A 16,913-nucleotide genomic window follows, 5' to 3' on the forward strand; every position below is an offset into this window, starting at 1 on the left:
ACAGGCACCGGCCGCAGCCCATCAGAGCAGGAAAGTGCCAAGGATCACGGTCACCGTGACCACCGAGAACAGTGTTGTCCAGGTGATGATCGAGGCCATCGCTTCAGTGTCGCCGCCCATTTGTCGCGCCAGGATATAAGCGTTGCCGGCACACGGCACGGCCGCATACAACAAGGCGATATTGGCTGAAACACCAGACACCCCCAGGGCCTTCAACAGCACGAAGGTACAGATGGGCAACAGCAGCAGTTTCAATGCCGTGGCATAGGCCGTGGCGATCGTCCGGCTGACGTGCATGCTCAGCACCAGCCCGCCGCCCACCGACATCAGGCTCAATGGCGTTGCGGCATTGCCGAGATAAGCGAGGAACTGCCTGATCGCGCCGTTGATGCTAACCCCTACAAGGTTAAGCACGACGCCCAGCAAGGCGGCGATGATCAACGGATTCTTCGCCAGCGCGAGCACGCTGCCGGCCACCGATTTCTTGCCACCGGTGCCGTAGTGGTTCATCAACAGCACACTCATGACATTGGTCAGCACGATCATGTAAGCAACGAACACCCCCGAGAGTGCGACACCTTCAGTGCCGAACAACGATTGCGACAGTGCGATGAACACATAGGAGTTGTAGCGCACCCCGCCCTGAAAGATGGACGTGAACAGATCGTTCTTTACATTGACGACGCACTGGCCGATGAGGATGACCGCCGCCACTATCAGCGTGCCGCCCACCGTCGCGACGAGGGCGTGGGTCGTCGCGCCGCCATCAAAATTGGCGTGGCTGATTTCCAGTACCAGCAGCGACGGGAAGAACAGGTAATAGACCGCTTTGTCCGCGGTTTTCCAGAACCCTTCGTCCGTCAGGAAATAATGCCTGGCCAGATAGCCGGCCACGATCAACAGAAAGATCGGCAGAATCGACAAGAATGTATTCAGCATGCTTCAGCATCCACAGGCTGGAAAACACGCGACTTCACTTGCGTCAGATTTCGGTGGTTCCACAAGTTGGGGGAAATGAACACGCGCTGTACCCAGCGCATGGGATTTCCGGCCTCGTCGAAAGAGCCGCTGAACTTGTCGCGTGAATGCAAGGTAAAGCGATTGTCGATATAGACCAGGCTGCCGGGCGTGATGTCCACACCGAAAGACACTTCCTTGATCGCCGCATAGAAGTTGCTCATCGCCGTTGCCGCAGCGGCTGTCAGTGGCTCCACCATATCCGGGTAAAACACCGCACTGACCTCTGGAAGATCCAGATGACCGCGTACCAGCGCAGTCGGCTCGGTTTGCATGATCTCGCCACGACGCCAGCGGTAAGGCACCTTGATCCGGAACGCCGGGGCACGCAGGCATTCAACATCTTCGGGCGAAAGACGCTTGAGCGCCGCACGCGCATCGGCAAGCCGGGTCAAGGGGCCTTGCGGGTCATGGCGGACGCCGGTCAGCAGCAAGCCCAAAGGCGAGAAGTTGAAATCTTCCATGAACCGCAGGGCGGCATTCTCGATATGAAAATCCAGCTCGACCTCAGAGCCCAGGCCCGTGTATTCACGTTTGGCGGTTTTGGTCGGAATCAGGTTGTTCACGATGTCGGAGCCTTCGAAATCGATCGAGTAAGGCTCTCCGACCAGCGAAGCGAAGGTCATGATCAGGTTTTCGCTGATCCAGTGGCTTTTCGAGCCGGGCGAGAATATCTGGGGGTCAGGGGTACTGAACACTTGCTCATCCGTGGGCAGGTTCTTGAATACCAGATAGGGACGCGGCCGGATCGACGCCCGCTGCTCAGCCAGTACATCAATCAGACGGCGCGGCATGATCGACAGCGCCATTATCCGCAGGTCGGTAATGTAGCGCAGGCTTCCGTGGGGGTCATAGGCAATGTCACTCAGGGCTTTACCCAAGCGAATCCTTTCGGCGTCTGTCAACGTGAAAACGTGTTGCGTGTCCATGCAATACCTACAATCTTCCATTAATGATACAAGCGCGCACCCACAGCATCAGCGTGACAGCTGTTGCTGGATCAAGGGTGCAGGTTTTTTGGGGATGGTTCCGAGCTGGAACTTACAACCGGCCAGGCCATGAAGGACAACGGCCAGGCACGACAATAGCCAAAACAGCCGTCAAATGCGGAGTACGTTTTGAAGTGCAGCAGATAGACAGCGAACAGGGCGGGGCCAACTTCATTTCATGTCCTTGAGAGGGCGTCATGGCTCGTCGATGACGGTCAAACTTCCAAGTTTGACAACACTGTGTAACAGGGGGGGTGATCACAGCGGCGCAAGAATAGCATATGTAAATGCAACAGCAAGATTCCCGACGGGCGTCGATAACTTTTTATCGTTGAAGCAGTCAGCAGCCGTATTGGGGCCGCTACGCGACACCCGCGCAACCCGTTGCTGGCGACATTGCGAACCCAGTTGGCCGCAAACTGAGGATTACTTGGACACTCACGGCTTTCTGGGCTTGGCTCTAGCGGTCGCCTCTGCCACCAAGGGGTCATCAGGCCAAAAGTGCTTTGGGTATCTACCCTTGAGGTCCTTCTTCACCTGCGCATAGGTATTGCGCCAGAAACTGGCGAGATCTTGAGTGACCTGCACGGGCCTTCGGGCCGGCGATAAGAGATGCAGGGTCAGCGGCTGTTTCCCATGCCCGATCCGAGGCGTTTCGGCCAGTCCAAACAGTTCCTGCAGCCTCACGGCCAGGACGGGTGGATGCTGCAAATAATCGATGCCGATATTCGATCCAGACGGCACTTGGATCGCCTGGGGCGCCTGGGTTTCCAACTCCTGCGGAAGCGGCCAAGGCAGTAGATTTCTGACGATCGAAGAAAGATCCAGCTGGCTGAAGTGACTGAGCCTGGTGACCTTACCCAGGTACGGCGCGAGCCATCCCTCAAGGGTATCCAGAAGATGGCTATCGCTGAGATCAGGCCATCTGATATCGCCTTGGCCATTCTGGATATCCAGTTGGCGCAGCAGCCCTATCCGCGCTTGCCACTGGCGAAGCTCAGGGGTCCAGGGCAGAAGTTCGATACCCTTGCGTCGAACCAGGTTGACCAGCGCGAGCAAACGGGCTTGCTCGTCCACGCTTGGCAGAGGCGCCGTGGCAAGGACCAGCTGTCCCACCTTCAACTGCCGCTCAGCCTTGAGCCCCCCTTCCCTCTCATCCCAATCGATCTCATCGACTGAACTCACAAGGTCGGCCAGCTCATCATCGAACAGGGCCGGATCAAGGTCACTCGCCAGGTAGATACGCTCCTCACGCTGGCCCTGCCTACTCCCCAGATCAGCCACCACCAGCCACTCATGCTTGGTCAGTGCATCCGGCTCTGAGAAGACTGCGGCGCGCCCGTTGGAAAGACGATACTCAGCTTCACTTGCACGCCTTTTCAGGCCAAGTCGATCGGGGTACGCGAACGCCAGGAGGCAACCGACCCATCGAGGGTGGTCGGCCTCGCTGACGGGGCTGGAGGCCCTTCCACGCATCAGGGATCGATACTGCCGAGCGGACTGCTTCACCCGCTGGAAGGAGCCACTGCCTCGACGAGCATGCTCCTCGCCTGACAATGCGCTCAACCTGGTATGAAGATCAGCGCCTGCTCCACGCAGAATGTCCTTCTCCCCCAACAGTGCCGCGATGTTGCAGGCCAGATCATCCAAGCCCATCGAGTTGCCCTTGATAAGCAGATGAGCGATACGAGGATGCGCTGGAAGCTCGCTCATGGCCGATCCGTGAGGCGAGAGCTGTCCAGCGTCATCCAGGGCGCCCAGGCGCTTGAGCAGGTCTCGGGCTTGAGCGAAGGGGGCAGAAGGCGGCTGGTCGAGCCAGGTCATCTCATCTGGCTTCATCCCCCACCGTGCCAGCTGAAGCGCGAGGCCGGCCAAGTCGGCCTGCAGGATTTCCGGAGTGCTGTAACCCACCATTTGCTCGTGTTGCGACTCAGACCACAGGCGGTAGCAGACACCCGGCTCCAGACGCCCTGCACGACCCGCTCGCTGAGTTGCACTGGCTTTTGATATGCGCTGAGTATCGAGCCTGGTCATGCCACTACGAGGATCAAACTTCGGCACTCGCTCGAGACCGCTGTCCACCACCACCCTGACGCCTTCGATGGTCAAGCTGGTCTCGGCGATGTTCGTTGCCAGAACGATTTTTCGAGAACCCGCGGGTGCCGGGTCTATCGCTGCGCGCTGTGTATTCAGGTCGAGGTCACCGTACAGAGGGCACACCATCACGTCCGGACGGCTGCCCAGTTGCTGCTTGAGGGACTCGGCAACCCGCCTGATCTCTGCCTGCCCTGGAAGAAAAACCAAGAGGCTTCCCGGCTGCTCGTTGAGGGCGACCAAACAGGTGTCCGTCACCCGCGTGTCGATATGCTGTCCAGATAGAGATGGGCTTCCCCAGATCGTGGAGACGGGGTACATCCGCCCTTCACTGGTAATCACTGGTGCGTCATTCAGCGTTTTCGAGAGCCGAGCGCCTTCCAGCGTTGCCGACATCAGGAGCAACTTCAGTGGGGGCTCATCACGCAGAAGCTCACGAGCGCTCACGCACAGCGCCAGTGCAAGATCGGAGTCCAGGTTTCGCAGGTGATATTCATCGAAGATGACCACGCCCACGCCATCCAGCGCAGGATCATCCTGAAGCCGGCGAGCCAGGATGCCCTCAGTGACTACTTCGATTCGGGTGTGCGGGCCCACCTTGCTTTCAAGACGAATGCGGTAGCCAACAGTCTCTCCAACCTTTTCACCGAGTTCGCTCGCCAAACGTTCCGCAGCCGCCCGAGCAGCCAGTCGCCGAGGCTCGAGCATCAGGATCTTCTGGTCACCCAGCCAGGGCTCATTCAGCAGTGCGAGGGGCACCCTGGTGGTCTTGCCGGCACCGGGCGGTGCTTCGAGCACGACCTCGTGGCGTGTCGCCAGGGCTTCACGCAGCGCGGGCAAAACTTCATCAATTGGCAAAGAATTCATACTGGCTCCCAAACAGAGGCGCGAGTATAACGGCGAACTGCCTGGCGTTAATCACGGTCTGAATTCATACCGAAAACGCTCTTCGTGCCTGCTCAGGAGATTTACATGCGTATTCCCTTCCGCGTCATCGGCGGCGTCCTGGTCGCCACTCTGCTGACCCAGCTCACTGCCTGCGGCTCGATCTTCTTCCCCGACCGGCGCGGCCAGATCGACGGCAAGATCGACCCGCTGGTGGCCGTGCTCGATGCCGTGGGCCTGTTGTTCTACGTGATTCCGGGGCTGATCGCGTTTGGTGTCGACTTCGCCACCGGGGCCATCTACCTGGAGCCGGGCAAGACCGCGCAGGTCGACCCGCAGAAACTCCAGCACGCCATAGGCGCCGACGGCCAGGTCGATAAGCGTAAGTTGCAGGCTATCCTCGAAAGCGAACTGGGCCGCAGCTTCCCGCTGGACGATCCACGCCTGATCCAGCACAAGGGCAACGTCCAGCAACTGGCCCTGTACGGGCTGCAACCGGCAGCCTGAGACTCGCGTTTCTTGAAGGAAAAAGCCTTGTATGAGCAGTAGCCCGGAACACGCACGCCTGTTGCGCCTGGCGACCCGCGCCTCGCTGGCGGTGGCCAGCATCCTGATCGTGACCAAGGCCGTCGCCTGGTGGCTGAGCGGCTCGGTCAGCCTGCTGGCGGGTCTCACCGACTCGCTGCTCGACGGCGCCGCGTCGTTCCTCAACCTGCTGGCGGTGCATTACGCCCTGCGCCCGGCCGACGACGATCACCGCTATGGGCATGGCAAGGCCGAGTCCTTGTCGGGCATGGCCCAGGCGCTGTTCATCGCGGTGAGCGCGGTGCTGATCGGGGCCCAGGCCGTCGAACGCCTGCAGCACCCCGAACCGCTGGGCGCGCCCTGGGTCGGCATCGGCGTGATGCTGCTGTCGCTGGCGCTGACCGTGGCCTTGCTGATGGTGCAATACCGGGTGATCCGCGAAACCGGCTCCACCGCGGTGCGCGCCGACTCGCTGCATTATCGCTCCGACCTGCTGCTCAACAGCAGCATCCTGCTGGCGCTGGTACTGGCCAGTTTCGGCTGGCAGCAACTGGATGCCTGGTTCGGCCTGGCTATCGCCGCCTACATCCTGTGGAGCGCGATCCAGATCGCCCGCGAAAGCGTCGCGGTACTGATGGACGAGGAACTGCCGCCCGAGGTCAGCCAGCACATGCTGGAGCTGGCGTGCGGCGTTCCCGGGGTGCTTGGCGCCCATGACCTGCGTACGCGGATTTCCGGTAGCCACTGGTTCGTCCAGTTGCACCTGGAACTGCCTGGGGACCTGACTCTGTCAGTGGCCCACGGCATCAGCGACCAGGCCGCCGAGGCGATTCACACGGCCTACCCACGGGCCGAAGTGCTGGTGCACGCCGACCCGCAGGAAGTGGTGCCGGCCGCGCGGACTCAGTAAGTCACCTGGTAACCGCGCGAACTCAAGCAACTGCCCTGGGCCTGGCGATAAGCCTGCACCACTTGCGGCGCCGGCGCATAGGTCACCGCCGCCGGATCGAAGCCGCTCTGCTGTACCGCCCAGCGATAACAGTCGTAGCGGTCCTGGTCGATCTGCTGCGGGGTTTGCCCGCTCACCGGGTAGGCCAGCACGTCATAACCATTACCCGCCGGTTGCGGCTGGGGCTGCGGGCTGGCTGCCGGCGGTTCGACCACCACGTACTGCTGGGTGCTGGCCTCGTAGCTGTAATAGGCCCCCGCCACGAGGAAGAGCAACGCGCTGCCGACCCACACTTCCCGCGCATAGTCCGGCAAGTAGGCCACGCGAATCCCGTAAGGCGGGCGCACCACCACATAACGCGGACCTTGCGGGCGGTACCAGTAACCGCCGGAAAAGAAGTAGTCCTGGCCGCGATACGGCACGCGGTAGTGGCGGTCCGGGAAACGGTCGATCACATACCCCGGGCGGTATTGCGGGCCTGGGCCCCAGCCGTTGCCATGGCCGTCCGGGCGCCCCGGCCAGCGATGATCGTCGGAGCGCCCGCCCGGGCCGCCGGATGGCCAGTGCTGGTTGTAGTCGTTGCGCCGAGGGATGTCCTGGTAGTAGCCCTGGCGCGGTTCCTGGGTCTGGCGGACGCTGTCCGGACGTCCCTGGATCGGCAGGCTGGCGGACGGTTGCGCCGGGCGCCCGCGTCCTTCGTCGTTCTGCCCGCGACTCTGCCTTGGCTCGTCCTGGCCGTTGCGCTCGAACTGCCGGCTGTTGTCGCCCCGGATGATTTCGTTCTGTGGCCGCGGCTGATGGTTTTCGCCTCGCCCCTGATCGTTGCCCGGATGCCCATCCTCGCCGCGCTGGCCGCCATTGGGCCCGCCATGACCGTCATTGCGGTTGTCACGGTCATCGGCCAGCACTTGCACGCCGACGCTCACACACAGCAAACCAACACCTGCCAAACGCCAGATGCGCGATTTCATGCTATTCCTCACTGCGGATTGGGGCTTGTAGATAAGACTGGAAAAGCCCAGGCCGGTTCTGCGACAGGTTATCAGTCACAACACTTATTTATTGAGGCCACCGGGGATATTTGCGGCCTTGCGCGCAGGCCATAAAAAAGGGGGACCCGTCGGCCCCCCTTTGAGAATTTCGTCCGTGCTCGACGCTTATGGCGCCGGCTCACCTCACGCCGTCTTCTGGACAGTGTGCAGCCCGGGGGCCGGCCCAACCCTGTGGGGTTGGCGGCCGCGGCAGGCCTGATTCGGCGGGCCGCAGTGGACTCTATGTCCGGGCAGTGATTCTGGTGATAAGAATAGGCTTGGGGCGCCGACAGATGATTGCTAAGATTGCTCGATTAAACATGACTTGCGCAATTTTTAACTCAAGATAGATAATATCGCGCAATAGTTAATATAAAGGCCTGATCCATGAGCAAACTCGACCGATACGACCTCAGTATTTTGGCGGAATTGCAGCGCGATGCCCGCATCTCCAACCAGGAACTGGCCGAACGTATCGGCCTGTCGCCTTCGCCGTGCTCGCGTCGGGTCAAGCAACTGGAAGACGACGGCTACATTTCCCGCCAGGTCGCCCTGCTCGACCGCAAGATGCTCGGCCTGAGCCTGACCGCCTACGTGCTGATCGGCATGGACCGGCATACCCCCGAGCGCTTCGAAAACTTCGAGGGGGCGATCCGCAGCCTGCCGCAAGTCCTGGAATGCAGCCTGGTGACCGGGATGGACGCCGACTACCAGCTCAAGGTCGTGGTGCCGGACATGGACCACTACCAGAAGCTGCTGCTGGGCCACCTGACCCGCATCGAAGGCGTGACCAGCGTGCGCTCCAGCTTCGTGCTCAACCAGGTGCTCAACAGTACCGAACTGCCGCTGACCCACCTGCGCAGCTGACGGTTGCTCCCTGTAGGAGCGAGCTTGCTCGCGATAAATATTCCAGGCCACACATCGGCTGCATCCGGACGTTTCTATCGCGAGCAAGCTCGCTCCTACAAAGACATGCTGCGCCTGTGACGACGAAGCGCACCTGGGTCAATGCCGCGCCGCGCACCCTTGGCGTATACTCGCCCCCGCCTTTTAGCCCTGCCCGCGCTGGAGATGTTCAATGGATCCTGCAGTATTCGAAGAGTGGATGATGACCGGCCTGGTGACCATCCTGATCATTTTCATGGCCTTCATCGTCTGGGATCTGGCGAAGAAGTCCAAGGCCGGGCGCTTCGGCTCGTTCATTCTGTTCTTCGTCCTGGGCCTGGGCGTGGCCGCGTTCATCATCAAGAGCGTGGTGATCGGCCTGATCGAATCCGGCGCCTTATAAGCGCGCCGGGACTTCCTTCCACTGGCCCTGGTCGAGCCCGTCGATCGTCCAGTCGCCGATCCGCACCCGCACCAGGCGCAAGGTCGGCAAGCCCACGGCGGCGGTCATGCGCCGCACCTGGCGGTTGCGCCCTTCACGAATGATCAACTCCAGCCAACTGGTGGGCACACTCTTGCGAAACCGCACCGGCGGGTTGCGCGGCCATAGCTCGGGCTCCTCCAGCTGTCGGGCTTCGGCGGGCAGGGTCATGCCGTCATTCAACTCCACCCCCTCGCGCAGACGCTGCAATTGTTCGGCAGTCGGCTCCCCTTCCACCTGCACCCAATAGGTCTTGGCCAGTTTGTGTTTCGGGTCGGCGATCCGCGCCTGCAACTGGCCGTCGTTGGTCAACAGCAGCAAGCCTTCGCTGTCGCGGTCCAGGCGACCGGCCGGGTAGATACCGGGGATCGCGATGAAGTCCTTGAGGGTCGCCCGCCCTTCGCCATCGCTGAACTGGGTCAGCACATCGAAGGGTTTGTTGAACAGGACCAGCTTCGGCTCGGCTGGCGGCGCTTTGGCCACCCGACGCGATGTGGAAGCAGGCGAAGAACTCTTCGCGCCGGGGCGGCGGGAAGCGGGACGAGAAGGACGAGACATGGCGAAAAGAACATCTAACGGTCAGGACCGACCATGCTAGTGGCCCGACCGTCAAATGACCATCCCGCGATCAGCGGAACGGTGGCTCGTCGAAGCTGCGCAGTTTGCGCGAGTGCAGCGAGTTGAGCTCGGTACGCAGCAGGTCCACCGCGGCGATGCCGATCTTCAGGTGCTGGCTGACCGCGCGCTCATAGAACGCGTTGGCCGAACCCGGCAGCTTGATTTCGCTGTGCAGCGGCTTGTCCGAAACGCAGAGCAAGGTGCCGTACGGTACCCGCAGACGATACCCCTGGGCGGCGATGGTGCCGCTTTCCATGTCCACCGCCACCGCGCGGGACAGGTTGATCAGCGGCCGTTCCTGAGCCCAGCGCAGCTCCCAGTTGCGGTCGTCGTAAGTCAGCACGGTGCCAGTGCGCAGGCGTTTTTTCAGGTCGTCGCCCTTCTCCCCGGTGACGTTGGCCGCCGCTTGTTGCAACGCCAGCTGCACTTCGGCCAGCGCCGGGATCGGAATGTTCGGCGGCACCACACGGTCGAGAATGCCGTCGCGACGCATGTAGGCATGGGCCAGCACGTAGTCGCCGATGGTCTGCGACTGCCGCAGGCCGCCGCAGTGGCCGATCATCAGCCAGCAGTGCGGACGCAATACCGCCAGGTGGTCGGTGATGTTCTTGGCGTTGGACGGGCCGACGCCGATGTTCACCAGGGTCACGCCGTGGCCGTCGCTGGCCAGCAGGTGGTAGGCCGGCATCTGGTAGCGGTGCCAGACCACGCCCGCGGCAATCGCCGAGGCTTCGCCGTGGTCCATGCCCTTTTCGATGATCACGTTGCCCGGCAGGACCATGCGTACGAAACGCGGGTCGCTGCGCAGTTGTTCCAGGCCGTGGGTGATGAACTGGTCGACATAGCGGTGGTAGTTGGTCAGCAGGATCCACGGCTGTACATGGCGCCAGTCGCTGCCGGTGTAATGCACCAGGCGGCGCAGGGAAAAGTCCACCCGCGCGGCATCGAACAGCGCCAGGGGCAGCGGGTCGGTATTTTCCCAATCGTACAGGCCATCGGCGATGCCATCGGTGGCGGCGGACAGGTCGGTGCTGGGGAAAACCCGCGCCAGCACCGCGGCGGTGACACCGGAGCCGGCCAGTTCATCGCCTTGCTCGACCACATAGGGGTACGGAATGTTCTGCTCGCTGACGCCCACTTCTACAGTCACGGTGAAGTCGTGCATCAGCGGCAACAGCTGCTCCAGCAGGTACTTACGGAAGGCGGCAGGATGAGTCACGGTGACGCTATAGGTGCCCGGCAACTGGACCTTGGCGTAGGCGCGGGTAGTCTGCGGGACCTCACCCTGGCAATGATAGGTCAGGCGCAATTCCGGGTAACGAAACAGGGCGCGCTGGTCGGCATCCGGCTCGATACGATCCTTGAGGTAACGCTTGAGCGCCTGGCTCAGCGCCGTGGTGGCTCGCTCATGCAAAGCGGCCAGCCGGTCCACGGCTTGCTCGGCGGTTTGAACGACAATAAAAGCTTCGGTCACGGTAAGCATCCTGTGTTCTGATCTTGCAGGCCCTCATCTTGCCTGCAACGCCGTCGCACGGAAACACCGGAATACCTTGTAGGAGCAAGCGTGCTCGCTCCTGCATCGAGATCAGAAGCCTGTCGGGGTCGAGCGCGCGACGATCGCCTGTACATCCAGGCCACGGGGCAAGGTGCCGTAGGCCCGCCCGCCCGCGCCCAGGCGGCTGACGATAAAGGCATCGCTGACCGCCGCGTTGCCGGCTTCCAACAGCAGCTTGGCCTGCAGACCCAAGGCGATGTCCTCGGTCAACTGGCGAGCGCGGTACTGAATGTCGCTGGTGTCGCGGAACGCGTTTTTCAGCTCGGCGATATGGGTGGCCAGGCGCTTGTCGCCATGGCCGTCGCCCAGTTCGGCGAACAGCGCGTCGAGCACGCCCGGCTCCTTCGACAAGGCCCGCAGCACATCCAGGCACTGCACGTTGCCGGAGCCTTCCCAGGTCGAATTGACCGGCGCCTCGCGGTACAGCCGCGGCAAGATGCTTTCCTCGACATAACCCGCGCCGCCCATGCATTCGGCGGCTTCGTTGATCATGGCCGGGGCGCGTTTGCAGATCCAGTATTTGCCCACCGCCGTCACCAGCCGCGAGAACAGCGCCTCCTGCGGGTCTTCCTGATGGTCCAGTGCACGGCCCATGCGCAGGCTCAAGGCCAGCGCCGCCTCGCTTTCCAGCGCCAGGTCGGCCAGGACGTTCTGCATCAATGGCTGCTCGCTGAGCACCCGGCCACCGACCAGCCGATGGGCGCAGTGATGGCTGGCCTGGGTCAACGCCTGGCGCATCAGTGAACTGGAGCCGACCATGCAATCGAAGCGGGTCATGGCGACCATCTCGATGATGGTCGGCACACCGCGCCCCTCTTCGCCGACCATCCACGCCAGCGCCCCGCGAAACTCCACTTCGCTGGAAGCGTTGGAACAATTGCCGAGCTTGTTTTTCAGACGCTGGATATAGAACTGGTTACGGCTGTCGTCCGGGCGATGCCGAGGCAAGAGAAAGCAGGACAGGCCTTTGTCGGTCTGGGCCAGGGTCAGGAAGGCATCGCACATCGGCGCCGAGCAGAACCATTTGTGGCCTATCAGCTCATAGGCCTGCCCAGGCCCGGCGACGCCCACCGGGTAGGCCTTGGTGGTGTTGGCCCGCACATCGGTGCCACCCTGTTTCTCGGTCATCGCCATGCCGATGGTGACACCGGCCTTGTGGGCCATACCGACATTGCGCGGGTCATATTCGGTGGCCAGCACTTTCGGCAACCATTGCTCGGCAAGATCCGCCTGCAGCTTCAACGCCGGTACGCAGGCGAAGGTCATGGTCAGCGGACAACCGCTGCCGGCTTCGGCCTGGCTGTGCAGATAGGACATGGCGGCGCGGGCGACATGAGCGCCCGACTGGGGGGCGGTCCAAGGCATCGAAGTCAGACCATGTTCGACGGCGGTCTGCATCAACTGGTGATACGCCGGGTGAAACTCCACCAGGTCGAGGCGATGGCCGTAACGATCGTGACTGGTGAATACCGGCTTGTTCTGATTGGCCAGGAACCCTGCTTCCATCAACGGTCCACCGGCCAGGGCCCCATACGCATCGATCCGCGATTCGGCCCAACCGGCGCCAAAACGCCGGACCCACTCCTGCAACGGCAGATCGATTCGATAGAGGTTGGTTCCGTCCAGGGAAGGCGGCTGGTTGGTGACTTCGTGGGTCTCGGCGAACTGGTGCAGGTTCATCTCGGGGCTCCTTGAGGGGTGTGCCAGAACCTCAGTTAAGCACCCCCTTTCGGACGTTCAAAGTGGCATACCCGCCTAAATACCGGCGCTTTCGCCTTGCTCCGGAGCGAGCACTCGACGCGCCAGGGCACCTTGCAACTCCTCGAATTTCACCGGCCTGGAGAGGTAGTCGAGCAGGCAGCGCTCGGCCTCCAGCCCCTGCCCAGAGGCCGACACCAGCAGCACCGGCAGCCCGGCGCATCCCGGCATGCCATGCAATTGATCGCACAATTTAAGCGCGTCGGCCTGATCGATCTGGCAATCGAGCAACACCGCATCCACCGACTCCCGGCGCAGCAAGGCCAGGGCCGCGCGAGCGTTCTCGGCGGTGCGTACCTGATAACCCAGCTTGAGCAGCATGCCGCGGATCACCAGTTGGTTGATGCTGTTGTCGTCCACCAGCAGCACGCTGCAATCCTGTGGCATGCGCCGGGCACAGCGAGCCCCTCGCAAGGTCGGTTGAACCGCCAGCAGTTGCTCGCCGTCCAGCTCGAGCGTCGCCTCGAGGCGGAAACAGCTGCCGCGTCCCGGTTCCGATTCGTGGGTCAGACGGCCGCCCAACAGCTCCACCAACTGCCGGCAGATCGCCAGCCCCACACCCAGGCCGCCATACTCGCGGGTCATCGAACCGTCGAGCTGGAAGAAACGCTGATACAGCGTGGCCTCGTCCAGATTGACGAAACCGATGCCGGTGTCGATCACCGCAAAGGTCATCGCCACCCGACCCGCGGCCACCGGCTTGCCAGTCACCCGCAGGACCAGGCCGCCCACACGGGTGAACTTGATGGCATTGTCCAGCAGGCATTCCAGGCACTGGCCCAGCTTGCCGCGGTCGCCCTGCAGCCGATCGGGCAAACCGGCGGCCAGGTCGACGTCGAACCCCAGCCCCTTGGCCGAGGCATTGGCGCAAAACTGGTTCTGCAAGGCATCGAGCAGCGAACGCAGGCTGAAGGTCTCGCGCTCGGCGCGGAGCTTGCCGGCCTGCAGTTCGGTCAGGGTCAGGATGCCGTTGACCATACGCATCATGTCCCGCGCCGAACTGGCGGCGGTCTGCTGGTATTGCTCCAGTTCAGGGTCGAGATCGACGGTCTGCATCAGCTCCAGCGAGCCGATCACCCCGTTCATCGGCGTGCGCAGTTCATGGGTCAGGGTGGCGAGGAACTCATCCTTGAGCCGGTTGCTGTGGGCCAGTTGCTGGTTGAGCACTTCAAGCTTCTGCCCGGCATCGAACAGGGTCTGGGCCTGCTGCTCGCGCATCGAGTTGATCCGGTCGGCCAGGGCCAGCGACAACAGCGCCACTTCGATGGCCGAACCGATCTGGCTGGAGTACATGGTCAGGAACATGTTAGGCAGGTAACCCAGCACCATCAGGGTATTGATGATCCCGCCCAGCAGGAACGCCGACCAGGCGATGATGAAATACCGCGCCACCCGCATGCCGTGGCACCAGGCGACGACGCCGGAAACGAAGATCACCACGGTAAAGATCAGCGCCAGGGCCGTGGCCAGGCGCAACGCCAAGGCGTAGCTGGTCATCAGCGACAGGACTATCACCACGACGCTGCAGAGAATCAGCGCCAACAGCAGGCGATCGACCCAGCGACTGTGGCGGGCGGTTTGCAGGAAGCTACGGGCGAACTGGCTGCCGAACAGGGCGGCCGCGCCGATGAAAAACGGAGTCGCCGCGTTGGCCCACCATGGGTTGTTCGGCCAGAAGTACTCCACCGCCGCGCCGTTCACCGACAACTGGTACAGGCCGAACGAGGCGATATAGAAGATGTAATAGAGGTAGCTGGTGTCGCGCACGCTCAGGTAGATGAACAAGTTGTAGACCAGCATCCCCAGCAGTACGCCATAGATCAGGCCAAGCACATACAGGCGTACCGGCTGCGCTTCCAGGTAGGCGGTGCTGGACCAGAGCGTCACCGGCGCCTGGACCGAACCCTGGCTCTGCAGGCGCAGGTACAGGGTCTTTTGCTCATAGGGCGCAAAGCTCAGGTCGAACAGGTAGTTGTTCTGGCGAATCTGCCGGCTGTCGAACGGCAAGGCGTCGCCGGTGCGCTGCGCCAGCCGATAGCCACCGACTTCGTCGGGGACATAAAGATCCAGGTGATCGAGCGGCGGGTAGGCCAGTTCCAGCAGCCAGGTGTGGCGGATGGCCGGGTTGGCGGGACGGTAGCCGAGGTCGATTTTCAGCCAGAATGCCGAACGTGAGTAACCGGCGTTGAGCGTGGCCTTGTCATGGGGTTTGAAACGGCTGGCCATGGCCGGTGCGCTGACATCCGCGATCGTTGCCTGAGCACCTGCGTCCTCGAACACCTGCATGACCCGACCCAGGGGCAGGCTTTGGGTGAACTCGTCGAACTCGACCGCTCCAGCCAGCATCGGCAAGCTCAACAGCAACATCAGCAAATAGCGCATAAAGCCCCAGCGTGGCCTATCCGGTTGTGTCAGGAAGCCCCCCATTTCCCTTTGAGCAGACGTAAAACCGGCATTACCTGTTATTGGTTTGGATCCACTCTAGCATAGCCGTTGCCGGCCATTGAACACCACGGAAAATTTTAGTTTAAAGGCTCTAGAACGGGCGCTTCAGCGCTATCCATTGATCTAGAGCTGTTGCCTCGGTCAGCTTGTCGATACGGCGCAAAAACCGCCCCCGGCGCAGGCACGAGGAGCCGCGCAAAAAAGGTGTTTGGTGGTAAGCTCGCGCACCATGAATATCTATAGCTCTCGCCCCGTTGTCCTCTGTCTCTCCGGCCACGATCCCAGTGGTGGCGCCGGCCTGCAGGCAGATATCGAAGCCCTGCTCGCCCAGGGTTGTCATGCAGCTCCTGCTGTGACCGCGCTGACCGTGCAGGATACGGTCAACGTCAGCGACTTCCGTGTGCTGGATCGCGAGTGGGTGCTGGCCCAGGCCAACGCCGTGCTCAACGATTCGACGGTCGCCGCGGTCAAGCTGGGCATGCTCGGCTCGCTGGAAATGGTCGACACCGTGGTCGAGCTGTTACAGGCGCATCCCCATCTACCGATGGTCTGCGACCCGGTATTGCGCGCCGGCGGCGGCGGACGACTGGGCAAGGACGAAGTCGGCTACGCCATGCGCGAACGCCTGTTGCCACTGGCGACCATCGCCACCCCCAACCTTCCAGAAGCACGAATTCTCGCCGAACTGCCCGAAGGCAGCGCCGACCAGTGCGCGGAAAAACTCCTGCCATTCGTCAAACACCTGCTGATCACCGGCGGCCATGGCGATGAACATGAAGTGCATAACCGCCTGTACAGCCGCGACGGCAGCCGCCACACCTATACCTGCCAGCGTCTGCCAGGCAGCTACCACGGCTCCGGCTGCACCCTGGCCAGCGCCCTGGCCGGCCGCCTGGCCCAGGGCGAAAACCTGGCCAGTGCCGTGAAGTCGGCCCTCGATTACACCTGGCGCACCCTGCGCGACGCCGAGCAACTGGGCCAAGGCCAGTTCGTCCCGCGTCGCTTGCCGCTGGACTTCTGCTCGTAAGCCATGAGGCGCGCTCGATGAAATTACGTGGCCTGTATGCCATCACCGACAGCCAGCTGTTGGCCGGCAAATTCCTGCAATACGTGGAAGCGGCGCTCGACGGTGGCGTGACCCTCCTGCAATACCGCGACAAGAGCGGCGACGAAGCTCGCCGCCTGCGCGAAGCCGAAGCCCTCCAAAGCCTGTGCGAACGCTACAAGACCCAGCTGATTATCAATGACGACGCCGAACTCGCCGCGCGCATCGGCGTCGGCGTGCACCTGGGCCAGACCGACGGGCCGCTGACCCCGGCCCGCGCCCTGCTCGGGCGCCAGGCGATCATCGGTTCGACCTGCCACGCCCAGCTTGAGCTTGCCGAACAGGCCGCCAAGGAGGGCGCCAGCTATGTCGCCTTCGGTCGCTTCTTCAACTCCAACACCAAGCCCGGCGCACCGGCCGCCAGCCTCGAACTGCTCGACCGGGCCCGCGCCAGCCTGCACCTGCCGATCTGCGCGATCGGCGGCATCACCCTGGAAAACGCCGCGCCGCTGGTGGCCCATGGCGCCGACCTGCTGGCGGTGATCCATGGCCTGTTCGGCGCCGACAGCGCCCAGGAAGTGACCCGCCGCGCCCGTGCCTTCAACGCCCTCTTCTAACTGCTGATTTCCGAGAGTC

Annotated in this window: 15 protein-coding genes; 6 read left to right on the forward strand and 9 right to left on the reverse strand. The window is 62.4% G+C overall.

From position 1 onward, the window contains the following. Positions 1–21: 21 nt before the first annotated feature. The 3 genes from BTN82_RS25820 to hrpB all read right to left on the reverse strand — a co-directional run bounded on the left by BTN82_RS25820 (position 22) and on the right by hrpB (position 4,967). Positions 22–939: an AEC family transporter gene (locus tag BTN82_RS25820; RefSeq protein WP_075121885.1), complete on the reverse strand. Its 918-nt coding sequence runs from the start codon at positions 937–939 to the stop codon at positions 22–24. Further along, the gene (locus BTN82_RS25825; protein WP_075121886.1) at positions 933–1,946 is read right to left on the reverse strand and encodes a TauD/TfdA family dioxygenase; all 1,014 of its coding nucleotides are present in this window, start codon (positions 1,944–1,946) and stop codon (positions 933–935) included. The genes BTN82_RS25820 and BTN82_RS25825 overlap by 7 nt, the downstream gene beginning before the upstream one ends. Before the next feature lie 498 nt (positions 1,947–2,444). Continuing rightward, on the reverse strand, positions 2,445–4,967 hold the full coding sequence (gene hrpB / locus BTN82_RS25830) for an ATP-dependent helicase HrpB (protein ID WP_075121887.1): 2,523 nt from the start codon (positions 4,965–4,967) through the stop codon (positions 2,445–2,447). Positions 4,968–5,072: 105 nt separating this feature from the next. Between hrpB and BTN82_RS25835 the strand changes: the two genes are divergently transcribed. Both BTN82_RS25835 and BTN82_RS25840 read left to right on the forward strand, forming a co-directional pair. Continuing rightward, positions 5,073–5,492 carry a polyribonucleotide nucleotidyltransferase gene (locus BTN82_RS25835; RefSeq protein ID WP_075121888.1) on the forward strand — a complete coding sequence of 140 codons (420 nt, stop codon included), beginning with the start codon at positions 5,073–5,075 and terminating at the stop codon, positions 5,490–5,492. Positions 5,493–5,523: 31 nt separating this feature from the next. After that, a complete protein-coding gene (locus BTN82_RS25840; protein ID WP_075121889.1) occupies positions 5,524–6,420 on the forward strand; it encodes a cation diffusion facilitator family transporter in 897 nt (298 codons plus the stop codon). On the opposite strand, the gene BTN82_RS25845 is transcribed toward BTN82_RS25840, so the two are convergent. Then, on the reverse strand, positions 6,414–7,430 hold the full coding sequence (locus BTN82_RS25845; RefSeq protein WP_075121890.1) for a DUF6515 family protein: 1,017 nt from the start codon (positions 7,428–7,430) through the stop codon (positions 6,414–6,416). The two genes, BTN82_RS25840 and BTN82_RS25845, sit on opposite strands and share 7 nt — an antisense overlap. Before the next feature lie 447 nt (positions 7,431–7,877). On the opposite strand from BTN82_RS25845, the gene BTN82_RS25850 reads away from it, so the two are divergent. Together BTN82_RS25850 and BTN82_RS25855 are read left to right on the forward strand one after the other, a co-directional pair. Next, positions 7,878–8,357: an Lrp/AsnC family transcriptional regulator gene (locus BTN82_RS25850; protein WP_075121891.1), complete on the forward strand. Its 480-nt coding sequence runs from the start codon at positions 7,878–7,880 to the stop codon at positions 8,355–8,357. A gap of 211 nt (positions 8,358–8,568) precedes the next feature. Further along, positions 8,569–8,778, forward strand: a complete 210-nt coding sequence (locus BTN82_RS25855) for a DUF2788 domain-containing protein (protein ID WP_007927060.1) — start codon at positions 8,569–8,571, stop codon at positions 8,776–8,778. Here BTN82_RS25855 and BTN82_RS25860 read toward each other — a convergent pair. The 5 genes from BTN82_RS25860 to BTN82_RS31415 form a co-directional block, all read right to left on the reverse strand. Continuing rightward, on the reverse strand, positions 8,773–9,339 hold the full coding sequence (locus tag BTN82_RS25860; RefSeq protein WP_186828446.1) for a pseudouridine synthase: 567 nt from the start codon (positions 9,337–9,339) through the stop codon (positions 8,773–8,775). The genes BTN82_RS25855 and BTN82_RS25860 overlap by 6 nt on opposite strands. A 145-nt stretch (positions 9,340–9,484) precedes the next feature. After that, positions 9,485–10,957: an AMP nucleosidase gene (gene amn / locus BTN82_RS25865; protein ID WP_186828447.1), complete on the reverse strand. Its 1,473-nt coding sequence runs from the start codon at positions 10,955–10,957 to the stop codon at positions 9,485–9,487. A gap of 102 nt (positions 10,958–11,059) precedes the next feature. Further along, the gene (locus BTN82_RS25870; protein WP_075121894.1) at positions 11,060–12,709 is read right to left on the reverse strand and encodes an acyl-CoA dehydrogenase family protein; all 1,650 of its coding nucleotides are present in this window, start codon (positions 12,707–12,709) and stop codon (positions 11,060–11,062) included. A gap of 75 nt (positions 12,710–12,784) precedes the next feature. Further along, complete coding sequence (locus tag BTN82_RS25875; RefSeq protein ID WP_075121895.1) at positions 12,785–15,169, reverse strand: hybrid sensor histidine kinase/response regulator; 2,385 nt, start codon at positions 15,167–15,169, stop codon at positions 12,785–12,787. Positions 15,170–15,323: 154 nt separating this feature from the next. Then, positions 15,324–15,572, reverse strand: coding sequence for a hypothetical protein (locus BTN82_RS31415; RefSeq protein WP_186828459.1), 249 nt, complete (start codon positions 15,570–15,572; stop codon positions 15,324–15,326). Here BTN82_RS31415 and BTN82_RS25880 point away from each other — a divergent pair. Both BTN82_RS25880 and thiE read left to right on the forward strand, forming a co-directional pair. Next, positions 15,462–16,259, forward strand: coding sequence for a hydroxymethylpyrimidine/phosphomethylpyrimidine kinase (locus tag BTN82_RS25880; RefSeq protein WP_045881137.1), 798 nt, complete (start codon positions 15,462–15,464; stop codon positions 16,257–16,259). The genes BTN82_RS31415 and BTN82_RS25880 overlap by 111 nt on opposite strands. Before the next feature lie 17 nt (positions 16,260–16,276). Continuing rightward, positions 16,277–16,894: a thiamine phosphate synthase gene (thiE, locus tag BTN82_RS25885; RefSeq protein ID WP_075121896.1), complete on the forward strand. Its 618-nt coding sequence runs from the start codon at positions 16,277–16,279 to the stop codon at positions 16,892–16,894. The last annotated feature ends 19 nt before the right edge of the window (positions 16,895–16,913 follow it).

The organism is Pseudomonas chlororaphis, from assembly GCF_001921865.1.
Taxonomy (GTDB): domain Bacteria; phylum Pseudomonadota; class Gammaproteobacteria; order Pseudomonadales; family Pseudomonadaceae; genus Aquipseudomonas; species Aquipseudomonas chlororaphis_D.

Excerpts from the sequence above, each read along its gene's own strand:
- BTN82_RS25820 (WP_075121885.1), bottom strand. The coding sequence starts at position 939 with ATGCTGAATACATTCTTGTCGATTCTGCCGATCTTTCTGTTGATCGTG.
- BTN82_RS25825 (WP_075121886.1), bottom strand. The coding sequence starts at position 1,946 with ATGGACACGCAACACGTTTTCACGTTGACAGACGCCGAAAGGATTCGC.
- hrpB (WP_075121887.1), bottom strand. The coding sequence starts at position 4,967 with ATGAATTCTTTGCCAATTGATGAAGTTTTGCCCGCGCTGCGTGAAGCC.
- BTN82_RS25835 (WP_075121888.1), top strand. The coding sequence starts at position 5,073 with ATGCGTATTCCCTTCCGCGTCATCGGCGGCGTCCTGGTCGCCACTCTG.
- BTN82_RS25840 (WP_075121889.1), top strand. The coding sequence starts at position 5,524 with ATGAGCAGTAGCCCGGAACACGCACGCCTGTTGCGCCTGGCGACCCGC.
- BTN82_RS25845 (WP_075121890.1), bottom strand. The coding sequence starts at position 7,430 with ATGAAATCGCGCATCTGGCGTTTGGCAGGTGTTGGTTTGCTGTGTGTG.
- BTN82_RS25850 (WP_075121891.1), top strand. The coding sequence starts at position 7,878 with ATGAGCAAACTCGACCGATACGACCTCAGTATTTTGGCGGAATTGCAG.
- BTN82_RS25855 (WP_007927060.1), top strand. The coding sequence starts at position 8,569 with ATGGATCCTGCAGTATTCGAAGAGTGGATGATGACCGGCCTGGTGACC.
- amn (WP_186828447.1), bottom strand. The coding sequence starts at position 10,957 with ATGCTTACCGTGACCGAAGCTTTTATTGTCGTTCAAACCGCCGAGCAA.
- BTN82_RS25870 (WP_075121894.1), bottom strand. The coding sequence starts at position 12,709 with ATGAACCTGCACCAGTTCGCCGAGACCCACGAAGTCACCAACCAGCCG.
- BTN82_RS25875 (WP_075121895.1), bottom strand. The coding sequence starts at position 15,169 with ATGCGCTATTTGCTGATGTTGCTGTTGAGCTTGCCGATGCTGGCTGGA.
- BTN82_RS25880 (WP_045881137.1), top strand. The coding sequence starts at position 15,462 with ATGAATATCTATAGCTCTCGCCCCGTTGTCCTCTGTCTCTCCGGCCAC.
- BTN82_RS31415 (WP_186828459.1), bottom strand. The coding sequence starts at position 15,572 with ATGACAACCCTGGGCGAGCAGGGCTTCGATATCTGCCTGCAGGCCGGC.
- thiE (WP_075121896.1), top strand. The coding sequence starts at position 16,277 with ATGAAATTACGTGGCCTGTATGCCATCACCGACAGCCAGCTGTTGGCC.